The organism is Acinetobacter sp. YH01010 (assembly GCF_013420775.1).
Classification (GTDB): domain Bacteria; phylum Pseudomonadota; class Gammaproteobacteria; order Pseudomonadales; family Moraxellaceae; genus Acinetobacter; species Acinetobacter amyesii.
Genome location: NZ_VOYF01000004.1, coordinates 41,428 through 63,430 on the forward strand (window position 1 = coordinate 41,428; position 22,003 = coordinate 63,430).

Genomic DNA, 22,003 nt, shown 5'->3' on the forward strand with positions numbered 1-22,003 from the left:
ATGGCAAAGAAAAAAGTCCTGTCTGAAGTTGAAGTTCGCAACTTTGTGGCAAAACACATGAACGATTTTAACAAAAGCCAAACTTTTGTAGATCGAAAGAAAAATGCAAAACGTGGCTATGCAAAGCACAAAAAAGGGGGATATTCGAATGATTATCTCCCTTTTTATTTCAGTGTGTTTTCTCAGTTTGTAGTCTACTAAACGATTCGGCTTCAGCATCTGCTTAAACAAAGTTCACATCATATTCCATACGTTTTACTGTTCGCTTCGCAATCTCTAGGCCATGCAATTTGGCCACAATATAAAGAGATGCATTGATTCCCGAAGAAATCCCCGCATCATCTAAGACTTCAACTTCGTTGAATAATAAGATACCGACGTTCATTCAGATGGTTCCATGCGGTATTTAAAGCATTAGTTTTGAGTTTAAATGTAGAACCTTAAAACACCGCTTATTTTGAAAATAAGTCTTCAAACATTTTGTTGAATGCGGATTTTTGTTGCGGTCTAGACGCTGTACTTTGATGTTTTGAGGCGTCATTGGTTTGCTGGAGTACGTGTTCCACTTGACTGGTCAATTGCTCAAACCATGTTGAGTCAGTGTGATGCGTCTGGTTTAGCTGTTTGGCGCGCTGTGCAGCCAGTACCGATGGATCATTTTTACCTAAGCGGCGCTACTGTGACGCAGTAATTTCTATACCAAGTATGGGGGGAATACGAGAGCGGCTGACAGGGGCTTGGGATTTTGTTGGCTTAGTTGGTCGTGTATTGACTTGTTGTGTTTGGGACGGTCGAGGTCGAGTTGAGGATGCTTTTTCAATCGGTGTGTCGTGTTGCAGCTCTAACATTTTTTGTTTGAGTTGCGGATGGATCTTTGTCATATAAAAGGCAATGGCGACAAAAGCCAGAAAAAATAAAAAATCCATCATCACCTCATTTTATTATTTTACATGAGTGGTCTTAAGCACTCACGATACGTGTGGCCGATTTCACCATATCACCAAGACCATGAGTCTTGAAGTAATACTCCATCATGCTTTTCACCATCAGTGGATTATTCATGCTCAATGCACGATCCAAGAGCTCTTTTGCATCGGGCATCGGCACATGGCAGATGGCTTTACGGACTTTGAGAATGTTACTCGAACTCATCGATAGGGTGTTAAAGCCCATTGCCATCAGTAAAATGGCTGTGAGTGGATCACCGGCCATTTCCCCACAAATACTAATCGGCTTGTCGTATTTATGGCATTCTTGCACCAAACGAGTCAGCGCACGAAGTACGGCTGGGTGTGAGTGTGAATAGACATTGGCAACACGTGGGTTATTACGGTCAACCGCAAGTAAATATTGGGTTAAATCGTTTGATCCCACTGAGAAGAAGTCCACCAATTCAGCAAATTCATCAATCTGTAACAGCACACTCGGCACTTCGACCATGATGCCGATTTTGGGCTTGGTAATCTTCACCTGTTCTTCTTCTTGCACCGCTTGCCAGTCACGATCGAGCAAATACAATGCTTCTTCGACTTCGCTGACACTGGTCACCATCGGCAGCAAAATATGCAAGTTGTTCAAGCCAATACTGGCTTTGAGCATGGCGCGAATTTGGGCTGAAAAAATCTCAGGATGATCGAGGGTAAAGCGAATCCCACGCCAACCCAGTGCAGAGTTTTCTTCTTCAATCGAGAAATAAGGTAGGTCTTTATCTGCACCAATATCGAGGGTACGCATCACCACGGGTTTATTGGCAAAATGACTGAGCTGTTGACGGTAAATCGCCCGTTGTTCTTCTTCACCTGGGAAGCGATCACGCAACATAAATGGAATTTCAGAACGGTATAGACCGACACCTTTGGCGCCACGTTGTACACCGCGAACCACATCGATCATCAAGCCAGTATTTACAAACAATCGAACCGCAACACCGTCAGGGGTGATGGCATCTTTGGTTTCGTATTGCTTCAGATCTTTAGCAATTTGCTCTTCTTCTTTTTGAATCTCTTTATAACGTGTGCGTAAACGACGAGGTGGATTGATGAATACACGACCTTGATGTGCATCGACAATCATTTCGACATCATCGAGGGTATTAATTGGTAGTTCAGTCACACCGACTACGGTTGGAATACCGAGGGCACGTGCCACAATCACCATGTGTGAGTTCATGGCACCTTCAGTGGTTACAATCGCCGCGATTTTATCGACAGGGAGTTCAACCAAGGCAGCCGTAGAAATTTCCTCACCAATTAAAATGCTTTCATCGGTGATTTCACGGTGACTGGCATCTGCTTCTTGCAAAAAGGCCAAGATACGACGCCCTAGATCTTTTAAGTCTGAAACACGTTCGCGGAGATAGTCATCTTCCATCTGTGCAAAGAGCGCAATGTGTTTATCAATAACAATGCGTACCGAACCTTGTGCCCAGTTACCGTCACGAATTTCACTTTTGATTTCCGCGGGGAGGGCATTGGCATCGAGCATCCGCAAGAACACGCTAAATAATGCCCGCTCTTCGGCCATGAGGGCATCTTGCATCTTTTCATCGAGAGACAAAATTTCTTGACGAACTGCGTCTATGGCATTGTCGAGTAATTCGAGTTCTTCACTGATGTCATCGGCTTCACGATCGGGGACTGAAGCCAAATCAGCAGGTGGATACAGGATGACTGCACGACCTAGCGCAATACCGCCTGAACCTGAAATACCTTGGAAAGTTTTATAGGCAGGGAGGTTGTTTGGTTTACGAAAGACTTCAATATTCCCGACGGCATGTGCATGGGCAATCACCCCTGAAAGTTGAGCGCACAGGGTCACGAGGAAAGATTCGGCAGCTTCGCTAAAGTCTTGAGGCTCTTTGTTTTGAACCACCAAGACGCCCATAACTTTACGGCGATACATCACCGGAACACCGAGGAAGGAATTGTAAATTTCTTCCCCCGTTTCTGGCAGATACATAAAGCGTTCGTGTTTGGGTGCATTGTCTAAGTTGACGATTTCTTCACGTTGTCCAACTAAGCCGACCAAACCCTCACTGGTATGCAAAGAGACATGCCCAACGGCTTCAGGGTTTAAACCCTTAGAAGCCATTAGTAAATAACGATGATTTCGTTCATCAAGCAAGTAGATTGAGCAGACATCCACATGCATGGCTTCTGCCACTTGATTGACCATAATGTCTAAAGATTCATGCAAACTGGCCGACGCATTAATCTCTTGGACTATGCGTCTTAAGGTATCCAGTTGCATGTTCGACATCGTGTCTGCTCCAAAATTTATTCTGCTTTATTTATAACAACACTCATCCTAAAAATCTGCATCCATTCTGCAAATTTTTACGGTTTTTGCGGAAGCTGATTGCACAGCTCCACCATGGCTTTACGATATACATCGCGTTTAAAATTCACCACTTGACCCAAAGGGTACCAATAGCTGACCCATTGCCATTGATCAAACTCAGGTGGATCTGACAAATCCAGCTGAATATGCTGTGCCGAAGCCGTCAGTTTTAATAAAAACCACTTTTGTTTTTGACCAATACAAACGGGGTCTGAATCCGTACGTATATACCGATGTGGCAAACGATAGCGCAACCACCCTTGGGTTTGTGCTATCACCTGGACGTGTTCGGGCAGTAAGCCAACTTCTTCTCTCAGCTCACGGTAAAGTGCCTGTTCGGGGGTTTCTCCATGTTGGATACCTCCTTGTGGAAATTGCCAGGCATTGTGACCAATGCGCTTTGCCCATAAAACTTGTCCAATGTCGTTTGCCAAAATGATCCCGACGTTGGGTCGGAAACCTTCTGAATCGATCATTTGGCTACCTAAATATTGTGTAATTTATGACTTTGCTCACGGGGACGTTTATTTCTGTGTCCATCTCGAAAAAGCAAAGTGTAAAAATGTTAAAATTGTTATGATCTTAACGAATTTCTATCGACTAGCGGAGATAGATTTACAATTTTTTTCTTAAATTTCAGCTTTTACGAGTATTTTCATGAAATTGGCACTGTTTGACCTTGATCACACCTTATTAAATACCGACTCTGACCATTCTTGGGGGGAGTTTTTGGTCAATGAAGGCTTGGTTGATCCAATTCGTCATCGTGCCATGAATGACAAATTTTATGATGATTATAAAAAAGGCCAGCTTGACCCGATTGCTTATAACGAATTTGTATTTGAGTTTTTAACCCAACATGACAATGCCTACTTAACTGAGTTACATCAGTTGTTTATGAAAAAAGTTATTCGTGCGCAAATGCGTCCTGAGGGCTTTGCTGCCATTCAGCGCCATCAAGATGCAGGACATCAATTGGTCGGGATCACCGCAACGTCTGATTTTATTACCGCACCGATTTTTCGTGAATTTGGTATTACTGAAATCATTGCGACCAATGCCGAAGTTGTGGATGGTAAATATACGGGTAAAGTGATTAATACTCCGTGCTACCAAAAGGGCAAATTAGTCCGTTTGAATCAATGGTTAGAAGGTCGTGATGTGACAGAATCTTGGGCCTATTCAGATTCGATTAATGACCGCTTCCTATTGGAATATGCCGATCATGCCTTTGCAATTAACCCAGATGACCGTTTAGAAGTCCTTGCAAAAGAACAAGGTTGGGACATTCAAGACTGGTCAATTCAAGCCTAAAGATAAACATAAAAAAGCATCTTGAGATGCTTTTTTATTTGACGTCCTTTTGATTAAACTTCGGCTAACTTATTTGAAATATTGCTCCATATGCAGACAGAAGCTTCTTTTAAACATTTAATTCAAATCTTTATAGGGCCACGTGCTCAATCTTATTTAAAGTTCATAGAACAACAAGGTGGGCAGAACAGTGGCCTGAGTTGGGCGGGGTTAATTTTTGGACCCTATTGGTTACTCTATCGAAAGATGTACCGCTATTTCTTCTTATTCTTTGCGGTTGGTTTTTTGATTAGCATGTTGGCACTCATCATCGGTGTGCCTGAACAAGTCTTGATGGGGCTGTCATTGATTCCTAACCTCATACTCGCAGGGATCGGAAAGCGGCTTTATAGCGATTTTGCTGTGCAAAAGACCAAAGCCTATATGCAGCAGCCGAAATATAGTGAACAGGTGTTTGCTGAAGAAGGAGGAGTGAACTGGGGGCTGCCTTTATTGTTGGTATTTATTCAATCTGTCGTGATGATTATGCTCAGTTTGCCTTTTATTCAATTTTCACCGCTGTAGAATTCTGTAATTGAGTGCGTGTCCGTTCCGTGTTATATCCTTAAAACAGAAATTTTGTATCCATAAACAATAAGTTTTAACACGGAGAATGACAATGAGTGTACGTCCACGCATGACTCATCTATTTGAACAACTGGGTTTAGATTCGAGTGAAGACGCGATTGCTTTATTTATCGTGACGCATCAACTCAGTGCCCAAACTAAAATTACCGAAGCAGACTATTGGACAGATGCTCAGCGTCAGTTCTTGGCCGAAAAAATTAAGTCAGATGGTGAATGGGCGATTATTGTCGATCAATTGAATGAATCATTACATGAAGATTCGTTGACGAAGTAAAACTGACGGGTCTTCCTTGGTTTTTTTAATGGGATCGGCTGAAATAGGCGATCCCATTTTTAATGCAAAATAAATTTAAGCGACCATTCAACATATAGAAAATCATTCGCTTTTTCTAAATGCTCAAACAGATCACTAAAAAAAGCCACCATAGCGGTGGCTTGATTAATAATTGAATTTTGTAGGCAAAAAATGAATTAGATGTGTTTCATCAATTCAACCAGTTTTTGTGCAGCAAGTGATTGAGTACGGCCTGGATGCCATACCATCCCCAATTGACGATTCATGTTTGAAGGTAAATTCAATTGTTTTAAATCTTGGTTCAATAATGTTTTAGGAAGGACTGACCAACCGAGACCAATTGAAACCAACATGCGAATCGACTCAAGTGAGTTATTGCTCATGGTGACTTTTGGCTTCAGGCCATACTTTTCAAACTCAGCCAAAGTAATTTGACTGGTATAGGTTTGCGCCGCAGGTAAAAGACTTGGGTATTGGATCAAATCTTCTAAGGTTAAATGTTCAACTTGCGCCAAAGGATGGAAAGGCGCAACCACGAATACCAATGGATCATTCCATGTCGTGATGTATTTTAAACGGCTGTCACCTTGTGGCGGTAAAGTCAAAAAAGCCAACTCTAAGTCGCCAGCTAAAACTTGCTCATGGGCTTGTTCAGAATCAACAAAGTGTACATCTAAGGTCACTTCTGGAAACTGTTGTACATATTGACGCAAATGCGCCGGTAAATGGTGTAAGCCGATATGATGGCTGGTACCAATTTTCAGTTTACCTTGAACCTGACCTTGCTCATGGCTGAGCGTATGGTGAATATCACCCAATTCATTCAGCCAGCTTTTTACTTTTGGCAAGAGAGAGTTTGCCGCATGCGTCGCTTGAACACCACGACCCGCGGATTCAAAAAGTTTGACACCGAAGTATTCTTCTAAACTGTGAATACGCTTGGTCACAGCAGGTTGCGTAATGAAGAGCTGATCTGCTGCCAAAGAGATCGAACCAGTTTCCATGACTTTTACAAAGGCTTCAAAGGCTGCGAGATTCATCTTCATTCCTATAAAGAATTTTTATGCGTAGTCTCATTGTTATAATATTTTAAGAATAAATCAAAGGAAAAGTTGTATCTTTTGATTTAAAACTAGGCGTTCAAGCCAGATGACGCTTTAAATCTGAGGGGATTTTCAGGGTTCAATAGTGTTATTTGAGTACTTGGTCACTGCATGATTTAAGATTGGGCTGTGACATTTTCAGCTCAAATGCGCTGTTACAAAGTTATTTTTTAAACCGAAACCAGAGTTATGCATAATATAAAAAATACAGGGCTGGAAAGTAATTCAACCGTTTGAATTAAAGAGGAGCGATGACGTTTCTTTTTAATTCAGTATTGAACTAAAACAAAAAAATGAACTCAAGTTTTGATGGCTTGGGGAACATACTTTTCAGTGAATAATTATAGCAACAGGTACAGTCATGGCTGCATCGATTAGCAATGTTGTACCTCACAGGGAGAAGGCGATGGATATTAAACACATTAAAAATTTATTGGATATTTTTGAAGGGACAGTCGAAAAGCGCTGTGCGATATATGAAATCGCAGATGATGAAGACGACGAAAACCGTGCAGCTGCCGAGTGTAATGCGGCAAAAAACAGACTGATTCTTGCGATAGAACAATTGGTTGAGGCGCATGATCAGCTGGCCTTACAGCAAAAAGCCAAGCTTTGATGTTCTGTCTACAATTGAATCTATAGGATGAAATCGATGGAAAGTTAAAGTGGATGGAGTAAAAGAACGTTTTAAGGTCATTAAAAAAACCACCGTGATGGTGGTTTTTTTACAAGGAGCAGGGTTGAATTAAGCGGGGATATTTTCCTCTGCTGCTTTATCTTTCTTTTCCCATGCTTTTTCGTGGAAGAAAAAGGCAACCGCTTGAACAGTTGGTTCAAGTAAACTTAAGGTAATAGCCATTGCAATACTGCCAGTCACGTAATAACCAACCAACATCGCAACCGTGATATGCATAATGTAATAGCTCAAGGTTTTTTTGAACATGCGCTGATTATTTTCGACGAACTTGTTAATGTGTGCCATGAGAATGCTCCTTGTTAAATTGATAAATCTTGGCAATGAGTTAATAATAATGATTCTTATTTGCAATGTAAAAGAGAAAATTCAATTTATGATCATTGAATTTTTAAATTACTGTTTAAAAATGGCAGAAAGTGATCAAAAACTCGGAGAAAAATCTAAAGTTTCATCTGCTGAAAGTATTGAAGTGAGTGTGTTTTGAACGCATCAATGGTGATTAAAATGCAACGGAAATCAGCAGTTAAATATCATTCCTATAAGTTTTTAAACTAATAAAAATGATAAATTAGATTTATGTGAATACGTGGTTATAATCGATTTAACGAAAGAATTTACCCAGTCCAGTGGAGCAAATCGACATGGCAGGCGAAACCCAAAAAGCGGAAACCCAAACAAAAAAAACCTTGTATGACAAATTGTGGGATGACCATCTAGTAAAACAACGAGATGATGGCTCTTCATTATTGTATATCGACCGTCATTTATTGCATGAAGTGACTTCTCCACAAGCTTTTGAAGGTCTACAACTTGCAGGTCGTAAACCATGGCGTTTAAGCGCTAACGTTGCAACGCCAGACCATAACGTACCTACGTCTACTAAGGAGCGTGCTGAAGGTATTGCGGGTATTGAAGATGATACCTCACGTATCCAAGTGCAAACCTTAGATGACAACTGTAAAACGTTTAATGTTGCCCAGTTTGACATCAACGATGTGCGTCAAGGGATCGCGCATGTGGTTGGGCCTGAACAAGGTTTAACCTTGCCGGGTATGACCGTGGTGTGTGGTGATTCACATACTGCAACGCATGGTGCATTTGGCTGCTTGGCACATGGTATCGGCACATCTGAAGTTGAACATGTGTTGGCAACTCAATGCTTAGTTCAAAAGAAAATGAAGAACATGTTGGTGCGTGTTGACGGTCAATTGGGTCAAGACGTAACTCCTAAAGACGTGGTTTTAGCAATTATCGGTAAAATCGGTACGGCAGGTGGTACAGGTCACGCGATTGAGTTTGGTGGTCAAGTATTCCGTGATATGTCGATCGAAGGTCGTATGACGGTGTGTAACATGGCGATCGAAGGTGGCGCGCGCGTGGGTATGGTGGCTGTCGATGACAAAACCATTGCCTATGTAAAAGACCGTCCATATGCACCGAAGGGCGAACAGTGGGACGCTGCAGTAAAGTATTGGAAGACTTTAGTGTCTGATGAAGGCGCGCATTTTGATACTGTTGTGGTGTTGCAAGGTGAAGAGATTGAGCCACAAGTGTCTTGGGGGACTTCTCCTGAGATGGTGATTCCTGTATCTCAAGCAGTGCCAACTTTAGAACAAGCCAAAGATGATGTACAACGTAACGATTGGACACGTGCATACCAATATATGGGCTTAAAAGCGGGTCAAGCATTGTCTGATATCAAATTAGATCGCGTATTTATTGGTTCTTGTACCAACTCGCGTATTGAAGATATTCGTGCTGCTGCTGAAGTTGCCAAAGGTAAAAAAGTGGCTTCAAGCATTAAACAAGCGATGGTGGTGCCGGGTTCTGGTTTAGTCAAAGCACAAGCTGAAGCTGAAGGCTTAGATAAAATCTTAATCGAAGCTGGTTTTGAATGGCGTGAGCCGGGTTGTTCTATGTGTTTAGCAATGAACGCAGATAAATTACAACCAGGTGAGCACTGTGCATCAACCTCAAACCGTAATTTCGAAGGTCGTCAAGGTAATGGCGGTCGTACACACTTGGTGAGTCCAGCAATGGCAGCAGCTGCGGCAATTGCAGGTCACTTTGTGGATGTGCGTACATTCTAGTTTAAGCCCTCATCTCAACCTTCTCCCTGAGGGAGAAGGAGTTCCCTCTCCTTTTAGGAGAGGGTTAGGGAGAGGTCACGGATTCAGTGAGAAATAAACATGAAAAAATATACCGTTGAACAAGGTGTCGTTGCACCATTAGACCGTGCCAATGTCGATACAGATTTAATCATTCCAAAGCAGTTCTTAAAGTCAATTAAGCGTACAGGTTTTGGTGCAAATCTTTTTGATGAATTGCGTTATTTGGATGAAGGCTATTTGGGTCAAGACAACTCAAAACGTCCTTTAAACCCTGACTTTGAATTGAATAAACCACGTTATCAAGGTGCATCGATCTTGATTTCACGTGCTAACTTTGGTTGTGGTTCAAGCCGTGAACATGCGCCATGGGCGTTGGAAGAATATGGCTTCCGTACCGTGATTGCACCAAGCTATGCGGACATTTTCTTTAATAACAGCTTTAAAAACGGCATGTTGCCAGTGATCTTGTCTGAAGAGATCGTCGATCAGTTGTTTAAAGAATGTGCTGCATCTGAAGGCTATCAATTAACCATTGATTTGGCTGCGCAAGAAGTGCGTACACCGAGTGGTGAAGCATTTACATTTGAAGTCGATCCATTCCGTAAACACTGCTTATTGAATGGCTTGGATGATATCGGTTTAACTTTACAAGCAGCCGATGATATCCGTGCTTATGAAGAAAAAACCAAAGCATCTCGCCCTTGGGTATTTGCAGAAATTAAAGCTTAAGTCAGTGTCACTGTAGAACTTCTTAGTAGTCAGTCGGCTTAAGTCTTGTTAATATCAGGCGAAACAAAATTTATACGTTAGCCAGAATTTATCAGGTTGGGTTCGAAAAATGAAAAAGTTCTTCGGTCAGCTGGTTGTAACGGGAGCGCTGTTTGCAACGCTCTCTGCCTGTCAAAGCTTTGACACGGCACGCATTAAAAATGTGAAAGAAACTGAAAGTACAAACAATAATGCTTTGATTTACTGTGCAGGTACAGCGCACTGTGAATTTGAGCGTTTTGATCAAATACAAGTGGTTGATCCAAATAATCAACGTGTACAACGTGCTGCGATTAAAGCAGGCATTGTACGGTTGAATGGTCGTTCATTGTCTGAACCTAATCCTTTGTATTTGTCTGTACCTACAGGTCAGCATGAAATCGTGATTCGCTATTATCCAATTTCTCAGGAAAAAGCAGAGCGCTTGCATGTCATTCACAACTTTAGGTCCAAACACGAGTACACCTTTAAAATGTACCGTGAGCGTTCAAAAAACAGAGGCAGTTTACTGGATAAATCTGCGCCTGATCCGCTCTGTGTAGACTTAAAGCAAGGTGCAAAAACGATTCGACGTTTCTGCCGACCCTACAATGTCCTCACAGGACTTGGTGAGTTTGTAGAAAAGAAACTTTAAATCTGACTGGTAATCAAGCCAGCGTATAAATGGAAAGACTCATGTCAAAACATATTTTGATTTTACCAGGTGATGGTATTGGTCCTGAAATCGTGAAAGCGGCTGAACAAGTGCTGACACGTGTAAACGAGAAATTCAACTTAGGTTTGACTTGGGAACAAGGTCTTTTAGGTGGTGCAGCGATCGATGCGCACGGTTCACCTTATCCAGATGTAACAGCAGCACAAGCGAAGACTGCTGATGCGATTTTATTGGGTGCAGTGGGTGGTCCTAAGTGGGATACCATTGAGCGTTCAATTCGTCCAGAACGTGGCCTATTAAAAATTCGTTCAGAATTAAATTTATTTGCCAATTTACGTCCAGCAATTCTTTATCCGCAGCTTGCAGATGCGTCGAGCTTAAAACCTGAAATCGTAGCAGGTTTGGATATTTTGATCGTACGTGAGTTAACTGGCGGGATCTATTTCGGTCAACCACGTGGTATTCGTGAACTCGAAAACGGCGAAAAACAAGGTTTCAATACTGACGTATATGCTGAATCTGAAATCAAGCGTATTGCCAAAGTTGCTTTTGAAATGGCGAACTTACGCGGTGGTAAAGTGTGTTCAGTGGATAAAGCCAACGTACTAGAAGTGACTGAGCTTTGGAAACAAACTGTAACTGCGTTAAAAGAAGAGCAGTATCCTGAAATTAACTTGTCTCATATGTATGTTGACAATGCTGCTATGCAATTGGTCCGTGCGCCAAAACAGTTTGATGTAATCGTGACAGGTAACTTGTTCGGCGATATCTTGTCTGATGAAGCGGCGATGTTAACCGGTTCTATCGGCATGTTGCCATCGGCTTCTTTAGATGAAAATGGTAAAGGTATGTATGAGCCTTGCCACGGTTCAGCGCCAGACATCGCAGGTCAAAACATTGCGAACCCATTAGCAACGATTCTGTCTGTTGCTATGATGCTGCGCTATACCTTCCGTGAAGAAGCGGCGGCAAAAGCGATTGAAGATGCAGTAGGCAACGTCTTAGATCAAGGCTTACGTACAGGTGACATCATGTCAGAAGGCAGTACTCAAGTCGGTACTGTTGAAATGGGTCAAGCTGTAGTTTCTGCATTGAACTAATGGCGAATCAAAAAACGCAGCGTTTATGCTGCGTTTTTTTGTGCCTAGAAATTATCAATCTTAGAATTGATGCGCTAACAGGTGCGACCAGTTAATCGGACATCAGTTGCAATATTATGCTTTAAGCGAAATTGAATAAGGCAGTTTAACTCAACCTCATAGCGTGTATTTCCACTGGGAATCGGCACAGCAGCGCCGCTGCCCATGCCCATTGCGGGATTTTCAGCCATCGGTAAAGGAATACTGATCGGGCGTGCGACACGATAACGGAGGTAGTCAGAACTGACCTCTACGGGAGAGGTTCTTTGATAGCCGAGTTTGCTGAGATTAAGTTCTGCTTGAATCGTTTGGCTCGATTGACCAATAAATGAGGTTAAATAGCGTTCACGTTCAACGGAGGATATCGTTGATGTCGTGCTACAGCCAGCCAAGCATACAATGCTTAGAACGCATCCCATGCTCAATATCGGACGAATAAAACGCTGATCTTTGTAAACCTGATGTTCTAAAATAAATTCCATGGGTCAGTTCCTCACGAAATAAATTCAGTTTAGTCAGATCGGTCTGTATAACACTGTAGTCATTTGATACACGGTCATCTGAGCAAGATTAGCCTCTAGTATTCTCATGCAGGATCAACAAGCTCTGCCAACATAGTCAATGGATTCAACTATTTGATTGCGTAATTTGAACTCGATTTTACATTCCATATCGACAGTGACACCACCTTTAGACGGCGTTGGGATAGGGGCGCCCATGGCTATACTGGTGCCGATATTTGGTGTACCAATCGGGATTGGCATCGAGCGTAAAATGGTATAGCTAAGTTTTTCATTGCTTTGTACGGGTGCTCCCATCACTTTATAGCCCAATTGACTCAAGTTGAGCTCTTTATGAACTTGATCAGCTGGCTGTCCAATATAGTGTTGTAGGGATTGATTGAGTTGCTTTTGGCCTGTCGTGGCGCAAGCCACACAAAAGATAGCACCGACTAATCCTAGATGTTTCATATGATTTTATGTCCTTATATTTTGAATTTTATAATCGAATTTTTATGTTTTTAGACTGTAAAGGAAAGCAAATTTGCAGTCAATTTTTATCATTGTATTGAAATAAATACAAAAAAAGCCACTTATAAAGTGGCTTTTTCGCTTCGCTAAAACTTAGCGCGCACGGTAAGTGATACGACCCTTAGTCAAATCATAAGGTGTCATTTCTACTTTAACACTGTCGCCAGTCAAAATACGGATATAGTGTTTACGCATTTTGCCAGAGATGTGAGCAATCACTTCATGACCGTTTTCTAAACGTACACGGAACATAGTATTAGGAAGCGTCTCGGTGACAACGCCTTCGAACTCGATGAGTTCCTCTTTATTGGCCATAGCCTACCTGAATGAATAAATTAGCAAGGCGCAAATTATAGTCAATTTTTTTTCAGAATACAAGCCGTAAAAGGCTTTGAACTGATCGACTGTCAGTAAAATAAGCGAACAATTCAGTTAAATATTTTCAACAAAAAATGTGCAGTAACAGTTGTCAGTTTGGTCAATCACAGTTAATCTAAAATCAATCTTTTTAGGTATAAATGAAGTACATACAAGGAAGGTTCTGGAGTGGGTCAGCTAACTGATGCATCTGTTGTGTTGCGTTTAGGGTATCAAGCGATTCGTCGTGCCGGATTGCCAACAGAAGAAATTTTAACAAAAGCGGGTGTGGCATTAAATCAGGTTGAAACCAATGACCGTACCCCATTGAATGCGCAATTTGCGTTCTGGGTGGCTGCAGAAGAAGTCAGTAAGGATCCTGATATTGGTTTGCATCTGGGAGAGCATTTGCCTTTATATCGAGGGCAGGTGATTGAACACTTATTTATTTCATCTGAGAATTTTGGTGAAGGTTTAAAGCGAGCTTTGGCGTATCAACGCCTAATTAGCGATGCCTTTCATGCACAATTGGTGATTGAAGATGACCGCTGCTATTTGACCAATGGTCATCAGCCTTGGGCAGAAAATATCGTGAATCGTCATTTTTCTGAATGCGCGATGTCCGGTGTTTTGCGTTTCTTTAAGTTTATTACTGAAGGGCGTTTTCAGCCGATTTATATCGACTTTAACTTTAGTCAGGGCGCGCCAGATGATGAGTATTTCCGTGTTTATGAATGCCCTGTGAGCTTAGGGCAGAAAGAAACCCGATTGTATTTTGATCCGGCTATTTTAGAGTATCAATTGTGGCAGGCAGAACCTGAGTTATTACAATTGCATGAGCAGTTGGCGATTGAAAAACTTCAGGAGTTGGCGCGTTATGATTTGGTCGGTGAAGTTCGCCGTGCAATTGGTTCAACGCTAGAAAGTGGTGAAACCACGCTTGAAACGGTCGCTGCGCAGCTCAACATTACCCCGCGTCGTTTACGGACTCAGTTGTCAGAAGCCAATACTAGTTTTCAGCAAATTTTGTCAGACTATCGCTGTCGTTTGGCTAAAAAATTATTGGCCAATACCAATGAAAGTGTGGAGCGCATTGTGTACTTAACGGGTTTTTCTGAACCAAGTACGTTCTATCGTGCATTTAAACGCTGGACCAATGAAACGCCTGTGGAATATCGTAAACGAAAGCAGCGTTAACGTTGAACATTTAAAAGTATTCCCTAAACAGAATCCCCCTTTTTCAAAGAGGGATTTTCATCTTTAGAATCTGGCAATGGCGGAAATGAAACACCCTCTCTGTGAAAGTGGGGTTGGGAGGGATTGTTTATTCAGGCATATTTAGCCAATGTGGTCCTAACGGAACTTGAGGAAGTTTAAACTGAGCTGGATAGTCTGCATGGATAAAATATAGTCCATCGGGTGGTGCAGTGACACCTGCTGCTTTACGGTCTTCAGCAGCAAAAATATCGTCAATATGGTCAACGTCATACATACCTTGCCCAATTTCCAACAAACAGCCCATGATGTTACGCACCATGTGATGTAAAAAACCATCGGCCTGAATATCTAGGACCAAGTAGCATCCGTGTTGGATCAGACGGCAATGGCTGACATGACGAACAGGCTGATTGGACTGACAGGCTGCGGCACGGAAGCTTTCGAAATTATGAGTGCCTTCAAATTTGGCCGCGGCACGTTGCATTTTTAGCACATCTAGCTTGGCATAAACATGAGTCACTTGCTTGTGCAGTAAAGCTGGACGTTGTGGATTGTTATAGACCACATAGCGATAACGACGTGCTTGCGCTTTAAAGCGGGCATGGAAGTCCTGATCCATTTCCTTAATCCATTGGATGGAGATATCACGGGGTAATTGGCTATTGCTGCCCATTAACCATCCGCGAATGGGGCGAATCGCCTGAGTATCGAAATGTGCCACCATATTGGTTGCATGGACGCCGGCATCTGTTCGGCCAGCGCCATGCAACATGATCGGCTCATTGGCTACTTTACTGAGGACGGTTTCAATGGTTTCTTGCACGCTTGGTACGCCCGGTTGCTGAGTTTGCCAGCCCTTGTATTGCATGCCACAAAACTCAATCCCAATCGCAAAACGTTGCATAGTTACCTCAAATGACTTAATCGTTCCAATGCGCAGTCCAGTCTGCGGCACTGCCGTATTGTAAATACATTTTCAAACATTTGGCATAAAGATCTGCATGACCCAAACAATTGCTTAGTAATATTCCACTGTCTTTGACCCAGTCATTCACAGCATAGCGTTGATCTATACCGCCATGAACAACCTGTGTACTTAAAATAATTTTGCAATTTTTTTGTTGTATAGCCTTTAATACATTGAGTAACTCAGCATCAACGGCAATATTGCCTGTGCCAAAACCTTGCAGAATCAAAACGTCTGGCGTGTGTGTAAGCAGAGTCGTTAAATTTTGACTGTGTAGCTTGGTTGCAATCGGTTGCCACATCCAATTCAGGCAATTGAAATGAGCCGCTTTGTCTAAATCATTGGCCTGAACAATATAAGGCGATGTCAGCATTGAAAGTGGCTGTGTGGCTGGCAGCCCATCAAAGGCTTTTAGATCGGTTGTATGCACTTTCAGTGCGGATTGAGCATGCATCAATTGATGGTGAAAGGCCAAATAAACCCCAACACTCAATTGATGTACCGATTCCAATGCAAAATTTAAATTGTCGATGGCATCAGTAAATTCACGGGTATTGTCACCAGCCACATTAAACAGCGGATATTGGCTGCCTGTAAGCACGATATGAGCAGACTGTCCTATAAAGTGTGCAAGCACTGCACTGGCATAGCTAAGCGTGTCTGTACCATGAATAATTACGAAATGCTGAAATTGTTGTAATTGTAAGCTTTGAATTTGTTGAATCAGCGCCAGCCAGTCGGGCGCAGTACAAGCACTACTGTCACGAATGACAGGTGCAACAAAACATTCAATGTTTAGGTGTAGTGGCAGCACATGCTGTAATTTAGGTAAAAACGCATTCGCTGGCATGGGGCTTAACGGTTCACCGATACAACCGAAGGTACCACCCATATAAATAAGAGCAATTTTTTTCATCATAAAAAAAGCAGCCTTGAAAGACTGCTTTAGTTTAAATCGCTTTTGCTTAAGATGCGATTTGATTCAGTAACTGATCTGCTTGTTGACGTTGAGCTGAAGAAAACTCAGCTTCTTTTTCAGTCAAAATTTCACGTGCAGCGTCATAAGCACCTAGTTTGATGTATTGCGCTGCCAATTCAAGATTCAATTCAATTTCATTGACTTCAACCAGTTCAGGGAAAGATTGAACCAATGGATCGTTTTGGTCTGTAGCAGATGGGGTTGACGGTGTGCCTAAACCGCTAATGTCAAAACTCACACCACTTGATGCAGGTACGGCAGGTTTCTCTTTAGGCGTAGACTCTAAGTTAAACTCTGTTGCAGGAGCGACAACGGCTTCTTCTGTTTTTGCTGTTTCAAAAGCACCTAAGTCAAAGTTTAAGGTTGGAGCTTCAACTTTGTTTTCTTCTACAACTGGTGTTTCTGTTGTAAATGAAAAATCTAAAGGCTCGATTTTTTCTTCTACAGTTTCTGTTTTAGTTTCAGCCGCAGCTTCAGTGCTTGGGGCAAAGTCCATTGCAAAATCAATTGGTTTGATTTCTTCAACGGCAGGAGATGGCTGAGCAATCTCTTCGGTTTTCAGTGTTGCTTCAAGTGCAGGTTCTGGTGAAATTGAAAGCGTGTCAAATTCAAGCGGCTGTATTTTTTCAGCAGGCGCACTTTCAACTGGGGTAGAAATGTCTGCTTTTGCAGGCGTTTCAGTGGTGAAATTAAAATCTAGTGGTTTAATTTCGGCTGCTTTGGGCTCAACAGGTGCAGCAGTTGAACTTTGCATTAAAGCATCAAAATCAGAGGTATTTTGGGCTTTTGAGGGAGCCTCTTCAGTGATCGGTGATACAAAGTTAATGGCATCATCTTTCACATTTTGAGAATTTTCAAACTCTACTTTTTTTGCTTCAGCTTGTTCTAAAATTTCATCAAGTTCAAGTGAACGAATATGGCTCAGCAATTGGCTGATGGCAAATTCGTCTTTTTGTAAAATGTGAATATCTAATAGATATAGATACAACTCATGTTGTGAGTTGTCACGTTTTAATGATTGATTAATTTGCGCTTCAGCAGAAAAGAAATTACGTTCCGCAATTAATTTTTCAATTTTACCACGAGCATCGGTCGTTAACGGCGTCATTGATTTTTTTTCAATGACACTGCTTTCAACCACTTGAGTTTTCTTCGGAGTCGCTTTGGCTGAAACACCCGATTTCTTGGTTTTAGTGGATGTTGGTTTGGCTTTATCTGATTCTTGACCTTTTTGGCGTTTGTTTAAAAAAACCAATACGATCACTAAGATCACTAATGGAATCACATAAATCAGCATGTTTTAACCCCTTGGAGATAGAGCGATATACAGTTGCACTCATCCCTATAAAATCTTGATTGGTAACGTTTTAGTTTATTGGCTTCTTTTATCTGCTTGTTGAGCTTTCAACTGTTGTTGCAGTTGAGCAAGACGAGCATTTAATAATTGAATTCTGTGATCCTTTTGATTTAGCGCCAATTCTAATTGAGTTACGTTTCTCTGTAATTTAACGGTTTTTTCACGAGATGTCATAACTTTTAATGACAACTCTTTCGAAGTTTTATTCTTTTCTGCCGCACTGTTGGCAGAAGATTGTGCCGAATCTTGCGCTTTCTCTGCAACCAGACTCATTTCAGCTTGATTCAAGCGGTATTTGGTTTTACCTGACTGCTTCGAAGGTACTTTGGCAAGTTCTGCAGCAGAGACTTTGACAGGCTGTTTTGCTTGCTGCATACCATGCAGATTTAAGGCAGCACCACGGCGCAGACGGTTTACATCGCCTTGAATGAATGCATGTTCGTTGCTGTTTTTAATTTGTTGCATGACTTCAGAAACAGGGCGGTTTTGTTCTGTCGCAATACGTGAGGCAATTCCCCAAAGGCTTTCATTTGAGCGAACCACATATTTTGCCGCTGGTGTTGCTGTCGATGAAGCCGCAGCACTTGGTGGTTTTGGTGTAGATGCAGTTTGAGCTGTCGTTGTTGGATTTTCACGTTTTAGCGCTGCCTGCTCAGCAGCAAATTTTTGTGCCAATGGGTCTTTAGATCTTGCAGTTGATGCTGTTGCAGTTTGTGTGGCTTGCATTTCTGAACTGACAGAGCCGGTCGAATTGGTTTTTGTAACTTGCGAAATTGATGTTTCAGAACCTGATGAAGTACTTGCGCTATTTTGCTCCGCAGGTGCAACGCTATAATTTTGCACATGCGTGACAGGTTCAATCGCAACAGGCGTTGACGTTGCTAATTGTGCTAACTTCGGCGGTGTTTTGGTGCTGAGTAATAAGGGTTGTTCTGCAGCTACAGGTGCTTTTGCGGTGTAGAGGGTGCTAACAGGTAAATTTAAGGCAATTTCTTTTTCATTTACGATCACGACAGGTGCTAAAGCACGTTCATTGGCACGGGTTTGAGTCGCATTCGACGGCGCTGGATTGCGTTTTAATGGAGTGCGAATTTGTTGCAGGCGTGAAGCATTACCTTCTTTAATATTGACAATAAAATTAAGCTCAGCATCGGTCACTGGACGCGAAGAGGTAATGGTAATTACCCCATTGCCTGCACCATCACGACGCGTGAAGAAGTTTAAATGCCCCGGTGGTTGATGCCCTGTACCCATACTCAATAAATCCTCTGCCGTGGCTAAACTTGCATTGAGCGGCACAGATGTATTTGAGTGGCGAAAATGAATCTCAGCGTACAGCAATTCCCCGGGTGCTGACTGGACTTGTACAGGATCAATGCTGATCGCTTGAATGTTTTGAGATGCAATAACGGCTAAAATGGCGATCTTTAATTTGTTATATACGGTCATCTTAATCTTTAGCTCGAATATATGTCGCATGGCGAAAATTATAGATTAGCGAGTTGTCGAAGAATTGTAAAATATTTACACGACAGTTACATAAAAAAACCGATCAATTGTGATCGGCTTCTTGTTCAGAGACTTAAAAATGCTTAAGCATTTTTATAATCAATGAGAATTCTTAGCATACGACGTAAAGGTTCAGCAGCACCCCAAAGCAATTGGTCACCCACAGTGAATGCGCCTAGGTATTCTTTACCCATGTTGAGCTTACGTAGACGACCAACTGGAACAGACAAGGTGCCAGTTACAGCAACAGGAGTCAGATCAGTCATTGAAGCTTCACGCGTATTTGGCACCACTTTAGACCAATCGTTGGCACTAGCGATGATATCTTCGATTTCATCCAGTGGAACATCTTTACGAAGTTTTAAAGTCAATGCTTGTGAGTGACAACGCATCGCACCGATACGGACACAGTGGCCATCGATTGGAACGATTTGCTGGTTGCCTAAGATCTTGTTGGTTTCAACTTGACCTTTCCACTCTTCTTTCGACTGACCGCTTTCAAGCTGTTTGTCGATATAAGGAATGAGAGAACCCGCTAAAGGCACACCGAAGTTTGCAGATGGGAAACCTTCACCGCGTTGTAGGGCTGCAATTTTAGAATCGATATCTAAAATTGGTGAACGTGGGTCATCTAGTAAATCTTTGGTATTGTTGTACAAGTAGCCCATACCTGAAATCAGTTCACGCATGTTTTGCGCGCCTGCACCAGAAGCTGCTTGATAAGTCATTGAGGTTGCCCATTCCACTAAATTATTTTGGAATAGACCGCCTAAACCCATCAGCATAAGTGAAACGGTACAGTTACCGCCCACGAATGTTTTTGTGCCTTTCACTAAGCCGTCTTTGATTACGTTCATGTTTACTGGGTCAAGTACGATGATCGCTTCATCATCCATACGTAAAGTCGATGCAGCATCGATCCAGTAACCATTCCAGTTTTCAGCTTTCAGCTTAGGGAAAACTTCAGTCGTATAATCGCCACCTTGGCAGGTGATAATGACATCCATTTGCTTCAGACTATCAATGTCCGTTGCATCCATAAGTGCTGGGGCAGTCTTACCACCAAACGCAGGGGCTTCACCACCTGCATTACTGGTAGAAAAGTAAAACGGTTCGAAATGAGCGAAATCGTTTTCTTCAACCATACGTTGCATAAGGACGGAACCAACCATCCCGCGCCAACCGACCAGACCTACTTTCATGTCACTTTGCCTCGGTGCGTTAAAAAAATAAAAAGGGGGTTCGAGTGTACCAAAAGGGCGCATAACTGCAAGCGCTACATAATGAAAACACCAATAATATTGTGCAATATATCTTGTTTATGTTACATGCAAAACTGATATAAATTTATGAATCAATAAAAAATAAAGAATATAAGGGAGGCGTAATGATTTGGATTGAAATACTGGCGGGCTTCGTCATTTGGTTGACATTTTGGTCACTGATCCCACGAGATGAATGGTGGTTTCGTGGTGCAGATTTTCCGCGCCTGCAAATCTTGGCTTTGGGTATATTTGCTTTCATGGGCTTAATTTTATGGAATGCGGAATGGGACTTGGCGCGTGAAATCATTCTAATTGGGCTGATTGCCGCCTTGGCATATCAATTGAAAATGGTATTGCCTTATACGTTTCTGTGGAAAAAACAAGTCAAACAAGTCCGATCAGACCAGTTAGATACACAAAAACAGATTTCAATCATTGTCTCCAATGTACTCACGCCAAATACCCAATATCACTTGTTATTGGCGCAAATACAGAAGCATCAACCGGACTTGGTCCTCACGCTAGAAACCGATCAAACTTGGCAAAATGAATTGGCAGTGATTGAAGCTGATTATCCTTATCGCGTACCCGTACCTTTGGATAATTTGTATGGGATGCATTTGTATAGCAAGTTAGAACTCACTGAAACTGAAGTTAAATTTATTCTCAGTGATGAAATTCCTTCGATTCATACCCAAGTCACCTTAGCATCAGGAAATCAGGTACAACTGTATTGTTTACATCCCAAACCGCCAAGTCCAACGGAAGCTAAAGATTCAACTTTACGCGATGCAGAATTGCTGATTGTCGGCGATCAGATCAAAGATTTAGATGAAAGTTGCATTGTTATGGGGGACCTGAATGATGTGGCATGGTCACGGACCACACGACTCTTTCAACGGATCAGTGGGCTTTTAGACCCACGAGTTGGGCGGCATTTCGTGAATACCTTTCATGCCAATTATCCACTGCTGCGTTGGTCGCTCGACCATATTTTTCATAGTACAGATTTTGCATTGGTACATATGGAACGCTTGCCCAATATCGGTTCAGACCATTTTCCAGTCTATGTGGTGCTGCAAACATGCAGGGTATTTGAGCAAATCCAAGAAGAATTAGAGCAAACAGATGAAGATGAACAAGAAGCGCAAGAGGCAATTCAGGAGGGTATAGAAAAAGCTGAGGAAGAGGAGAAGATTGTGACTGATGAAATCGCCCGTGATTATAAGGATGGTACGAAGGCACCTTGATTTTGTTTGATTTAAGAGAAAA

At 42.2% G+C, this 22,003-nt stretch carries 26 protein-coding genes; 12 read left to right on the top strand and 14 right to left on the bottom strand.

Going from position 1 to position 22,003, the window contains the following annotated elements; translation table 11 throughout:
• Positions 1-201, top strand: a complete 201-nt coding sequence (locus FTT77_RS04720; RefSeq protein WP_180109041.1) for a hypothetical protein — start codon at positions 1-3, stop codon at positions 199-201.
• A gap of 22 nt (positions 202-223) precedes the next feature.
• Here FTT77_RS04720 and FTT77_RS04725 read toward each other — a convergent pair whose 3' ends face one another.
• A complete protein-coding gene (locus tag FTT77_RS04725) occupies positions 224-385 on the bottom strand; it encodes a hypothetical protein (RefSeq protein ID WP_180109040.1) in 162 nt (53 codons plus the stop codon).
• A gap of 144 nt (positions 386-529) precedes the next feature.
• Between FTT77_RS04725 and FTT77_RS04730 the strand changes: the two genes are divergently transcribed.
• On the top strand, positions 530-691 hold the full coding sequence (locus FTT77_RS04730) for a hypothetical protein (protein ID WP_180109039.1): 162 nt from the start codon (positions 530-532) through the stop codon (positions 689-691).
• On the opposite strand, the gene FTT77_RS04735 is transcribed toward FTT77_RS04730, so the two are convergent.
• From FTT77_RS04735 to FTT77_RS04745, 3 genes are all read right to left on the bottom strand, one after another.
• Complete coding sequence (locus FTT77_RS04735) at positions 675-881, bottom strand: hypothetical protein (RefSeq protein ID WP_180109038.1); 207 nt, start codon at positions 879-881, stop codon at positions 675-677. The two genes, FTT77_RS04730 and FTT77_RS04735, sit on opposite strands and share 17 nt — an antisense overlap.
• Before the next feature lie 79 nt (positions 882-960).
• Positions 961-3,258, bottom strand: coding sequence for a phosphoenolpyruvate--protein phosphotransferase (gene ptsP, locus FTT77_RS04740; protein WP_180005299.1), 2,298 nt, complete (start codon positions 3,256-3,258; stop codon positions 961-963).
• A 77-nt stretch (positions 3,259-3,335) separates the two neighbouring features.
• Positions 3,336-3,815 (bottom strand): RNA pyrophosphohydrolase, encoded by a 480-nt coding sequence (locus FTT77_RS04745; RefSeq protein WP_078189729.1) that lies wholly within the window; start codon positions 3,813-3,815, stop codon positions 3,336-3,338.
• A gap of 181 nt (positions 3,816-3,996) precedes the next feature.
• Here FTT77_RS04745 and FTT77_RS04750 point away from each other — a divergent pair, with 181 nt between their 5' ends.
• The 3 genes from FTT77_RS04750 (at position 3,997) to FTT77_RS04760 (ending at position 5,554) form a co-directional block, all read left to right on the top strand.
• Complete coding sequence (locus tag FTT77_RS04750; RefSeq protein ID WP_111884093.1) at positions 3,997-4,653, top strand: HAD family phosphatase; 657 nt, start codon at positions 3,997-3,999, stop codon at positions 4,651-4,653.
• A gap of 90 nt (positions 4,654-4,743) precedes the next feature.
• The gene (locus FTT77_RS04755; protein WP_180109037.1) at positions 4,744-5,217 is read left to right on the top strand and encodes a DUF2628 domain-containing protein; all 474 of its coding nucleotides are present in this window, start codon (positions 4,744-4,746) and stop codon (positions 5,215-5,217) included.
• 94 nt (positions 5,218-5,311) lie between these two features.
• A complete protein-coding gene (locus FTT77_RS04760; protein WP_078189726.1) occupies positions 5,312-5,554 on the top strand; it encodes a DUF2789 family protein in 243 nt (80 codons plus the stop codon).
• Positions 5,555-5,751: 197 nt separating this feature from the next.
• On the opposite strand, the gene FTT77_RS04765 is transcribed toward FTT77_RS04760, so the two are convergent.
• Entirely contained in the window at positions 5,752-6,615 is an 864-nt protein-coding gene (locus FTT77_RS04765) for a LysR family transcriptional regulator (RefSeq protein ID WP_078189725.1), read from the bottom strand.
• Positions 6,616-7,084: 469 nt separating this feature from the next.
• Between FTT77_RS04765 and FTT77_RS04770 the strand changes: the two genes are divergently transcribed.
• A complete protein-coding gene (locus FTT77_RS04770; RefSeq protein WP_180109036.1) occupies positions 7,085-7,294 on the top strand; it encodes a hypothetical protein in 210 nt (69 codons plus the stop codon).
• A gap of 129 nt (positions 7,295-7,423) precedes the next feature.
• Here FTT77_RS04770 and FTT77_RS04775 read toward each other — a convergent pair whose 3' ends face one another.
• The gene (locus FTT77_RS04775; RefSeq protein WP_078189723.1) at positions 7,424-7,660 is read right to left on the bottom strand and encodes a DUF2061 domain-containing protein; all 237 of its coding nucleotides are present in this window, start codon (positions 7,658-7,660) and stop codon (positions 7,424-7,426) included.
• 356 nt (positions 7,661-8,016) lie between these two features.
• Between FTT77_RS04775 and leuC the strand changes: the two genes are divergently transcribed.
• The 4 genes from leuC to leuB all read left to right on the top strand — a co-directional run bounded on the left by leuC (position 8,017) and on the right by leuB (position 12,009).
• On the top strand, positions 8,017-9,465 hold the full coding sequence (gene leuC / locus FTT77_RS04780) for a 3-isopropylmalate dehydratase large subunit (RefSeq protein ID WP_180109035.1): 1,449 nt from the start codon (positions 8,017-8,019) through the stop codon (positions 9,463-9,465).
• Positions 9,466-9,564: 99 nt separating this feature from the next.
• Entirely contained in the window at positions 9,565-10,215 is a 651-nt protein-coding gene (leuD, locus tag FTT77_RS04785; protein ID WP_180109034.1) for a 3-isopropylmalate dehydratase small subunit, read from the top strand.
• 109 nt (positions 10,216-10,324) lie between these two features.
• Positions 10,325-10,888, top strand: a complete 564-nt coding sequence (locus FTT77_RS04790) for a hypothetical protein (RefSeq protein ID WP_111884086.1) — start codon at positions 10,325-10,327, stop codon at positions 10,886-10,888.
• 41 nt (positions 10,889-10,929) lie between these two features.
• Positions 10,930-12,009, top strand: coding sequence for a 3-isopropylmalate dehydrogenase (gene leuB / locus FTT77_RS04795; RefSeq protein WP_078189719.1), 1,080 nt, complete (start codon positions 10,930-10,932; stop codon positions 12,007-12,009).
• A 74-nt stretch (positions 12,010-12,083) separates the two neighbouring features.
• Here the strand turns inward: leuB and FTT77_RS04800 are convergent, their stop codons facing one another.
• From FTT77_RS04800 to infA, 3 genes are all read right to left on the bottom strand, one after another.
• Positions 12,084-12,530: a hypothetical protein gene (locus FTT77_RS04800; protein WP_306669366.1), complete on the bottom strand. Its 447-nt coding sequence runs from the start codon at positions 12,528-12,530 to the stop codon at positions 12,084-12,086.
• A gap of 114 nt (positions 12,531-12,644) precedes the next feature.
• Complete coding sequence (locus FTT77_RS04805) at positions 12,645-13,019, bottom strand: hypothetical protein (RefSeq protein ID WP_180007150.1); 375 nt, start codon at positions 13,017-13,019, stop codon at positions 12,645-12,647.
• Between the two features lie 153 nt (positions 13,020-13,172).
• Complete coding sequence (gene infA / locus FTT77_RS04810; RefSeq protein WP_001284370.1) at positions 13,173-13,394, bottom strand: translation initiation factor IF-1; 222 nt, start codon at positions 13,392-13,394, stop codon at positions 13,173-13,175.
• Positions 13,395-13,625: 231 nt separating this feature from the next.
• On the opposite strand from infA, the gene FTT77_RS04815 reads away from it, so the two are divergent.
• Positions 13,626-14,633: an AraC family transcriptional regulator gene (locus FTT77_RS04815; RefSeq protein ID WP_078189717.1), complete on the top strand. Its 1,008-nt coding sequence runs from the start codon at positions 13,626-13,628 to the stop codon at positions 14,631-14,633.
• A gap of 127 nt (positions 14,634-14,760) precedes the next feature.
• On the opposite strand, the gene truA is transcribed toward FTT77_RS04815, so the two are convergent.
• The 5 genes from truA to asd form a co-directional block, all read right to left on the bottom strand.
• Positions 14,761-15,558 carry a tRNA pseudouridine(38-40) synthase TruA gene (truA, locus tag FTT77_RS04820; protein WP_180007151.1) on the bottom strand — a complete coding sequence of 266 codons (798 nt, stop codon included), beginning with the start codon at positions 15,556-15,558 and terminating at the stop codon, positions 14,761-14,763.
• A gap of 16 nt (positions 15,559-15,574) precedes the next feature.
• Complete coding sequence (locus FTT77_RS04825; RefSeq protein ID WP_180007259.1) at positions 15,575-16,537, bottom strand: asparaginase domain-containing protein; 963 nt, start codon at positions 16,535-16,537, stop codon at positions 15,575-15,577.
• Between the two features lie 49 nt (positions 16,538-16,586).
• The gene (locus tag FTT77_RS04830; RefSeq protein WP_180007152.1) at positions 16,587-17,897 is read right to left on the bottom strand and encodes a fimbrial protein FimV; all 1,311 of its coding nucleotides are present in this window, start codon (positions 17,895-17,897) and stop codon (positions 16,587-16,589) included.
• A 75-nt stretch (positions 17,898-17,972) separates the two neighbouring features.
• Positions 17,973-19,406, bottom strand: a complete 1,434-nt coding sequence (locus FTT77_RS04835) for a hypothetical protein (RefSeq protein WP_180109033.1) — start codon at positions 19,404-19,406, stop codon at positions 17,973-17,975.
• Positions 19,407-19,549: 143 nt separating this feature from the next.
• Positions 19,550-20,668, bottom strand: a complete 1,119-nt coding sequence (gene asd / locus FTT77_RS04840) for an aspartate-semialdehyde dehydrogenase (RefSeq protein ID WP_180101434.1) — start codon at positions 20,666-20,668, stop codon at positions 19,550-19,552.
• 185 nt (positions 20,669-20,853) lie between these two features.
• Between asd and FTT77_RS04845 the strand changes: the two genes are divergently transcribed.
• Positions 20,854-21,981, top strand: a complete 1,128-nt coding sequence (locus FTT77_RS04845) for an endonuclease/exonuclease/phosphatase family protein (protein WP_180109032.1) — start codon at positions 20,854-20,856, stop codon at positions 21,979-21,981.
• The last annotated feature ends 22 nt before the right edge of the window (positions 21,982-22,003 follow it).

Coding starts and splice junctions, on each gene's coding strand:
- FTT77_RS04830 (WP_180007152.1), bottom strand. CDS start 17,897: ATGCTGATTTATGTGATTCCATTAGTGATCTTAGTGATCGTATTGGTT.
- FTT77_RS04825 (WP_180007259.1), bottom strand. CDS start 16,537: ATGAAAAAAATTGCTCTTATTTATATGGGTGGTACCTTCGGTTGTATC.
- infA (WP_001284370.1), bottom strand. CDS start 13,394: ATGGCCAATAAAGAGGAACTCATCGAGTTCGAAGGCGTTGTCACCGAG.
- FTT77_RS04770 (WP_180109036.1), top strand. CDS start 7,085: ATGGATATTAAACACATTAAAAATTTATTGGATATTTTTGAAGGGACA.
- ptsP (WP_180005299.1), bottom strand. CDS start 3,258: ATGTCGAACATGCAACTGGATACCTTAAGACGCATAGTCCAAGAGATT.
- asd (WP_180101434.1), bottom strand. CDS start 20,668: ATGAAAGTAGGTCTGGTCGGTTGGCGCGGGATGGTTGGTTCCGTCCTT.
- FTT77_RS04805 (WP_180007150.1), bottom strand. CDS start 13,019: ATGAAACATCTAGGATTAGTCGGTGCTATCTTTTGTGTGGCTTGCGCC.
- FTT77_RS04800 (WP_306669366.1), bottom strand. CDS start 12,530: ATGGAATTTATTTTAGAACATCAGGTTTACAAAGATCAGCGTTTTATT.
- FTT77_RS04765 (WP_078189725.1), bottom strand. CDS start 6,615: ATGAATCTCGCAGCCTTTGAAGCCTTTGTAAAAGTCATGGAAACTGGT.
- truA (WP_180007151.1), bottom strand. CDS start 15,558: ATGCAACGTTTTGCGATTGGGATTGAGTTTTGTGGCATGCAATACAAG.
- leuC (WP_180109035.1), top strand. CDS start 8,017: ATGGCAGGCGAAACCCAAAAAGCGGAAACCCAAACAAAAAAAACCTTG.
- FTT77_RS04725 (WP_180109040.1), bottom strand. CDS start 385: ATGAACGTCGGTATCTTATTATTCAACGAAGTTGAAGTCTTAGATGAT.
- FTT77_RS04750 (WP_111884093.1), top strand. CDS start 3,997: ATGAAATTGGCACTGTTTGACCTTGATCACACCTTATTAAATACCGAC.
- leuB (WP_078189719.1), top strand. CDS start 10,930: ATGTCAAAACATATTTTGATTTTACCAGGTGATGGTATTGGTCCTGAA.
- FTT77_RS04775 (WP_078189723.1), bottom strand. CDS start 7,660: ATGGCACACATTAACAAGTTCGTCGAAAATAATCAGCGCATGTTCAAA.
- FTT77_RS04835 (WP_180109033.1), bottom strand. CDS start 19,406: ATGACCGTATATAACAAATTAAAGATCGCCATTTTAGCCGTTATTGCA.
- FTT77_RS04745 (WP_078189729.1), bottom strand. CDS start 3,815: ATGATCGATTCAGAAGGTTTCCGACCCAACGTCGGGATCATTTTGGCA.
- FTT77_RS04845 (WP_180109032.1), top strand. CDS start 20,854: ATGATTTGGATTGAAATACTGGCGGGCTTCGTCATTTGGTTGACATTT.
- FTT77_RS04755 (WP_180109037.1), top strand. CDS start 4,744: ATGCAGACAGAAGCTTCTTTTAAACATTTAATTCAAATCTTTATAGGG.
- FTT77_RS04790 (WP_111884086.1), top strand. CDS start 10,325: ATGAAAAAGTTCTTCGGTCAGCTGGTTGTAACGGGAGCGCTGTTTGCA.
- leuD (WP_180109034.1), top strand. CDS start 9,565: ATGAAAAAATATACCGTTGAACAAGGTGTCGTTGCACCATTAGACCGT.
- FTT77_RS04735 (WP_180109038.1), bottom strand. CDS start 881: ATGACAAAGATCCATCCGCAACTCAAACAAAAAATGTTAGAGCTGCAA.
- FTT77_RS04760 (WP_078189726.1), top strand. CDS start 5,312: ATGAGTGTACGTCCACGCATGACTCATCTATTTGAACAACTGGGTTTA.
- FTT77_RS04720 (WP_180109041.1), top strand. CDS start 1: ATGGCAAAGAAAAAAGTCCTGTCTGAAGTTGAAGTTCGCAACTTTGTG.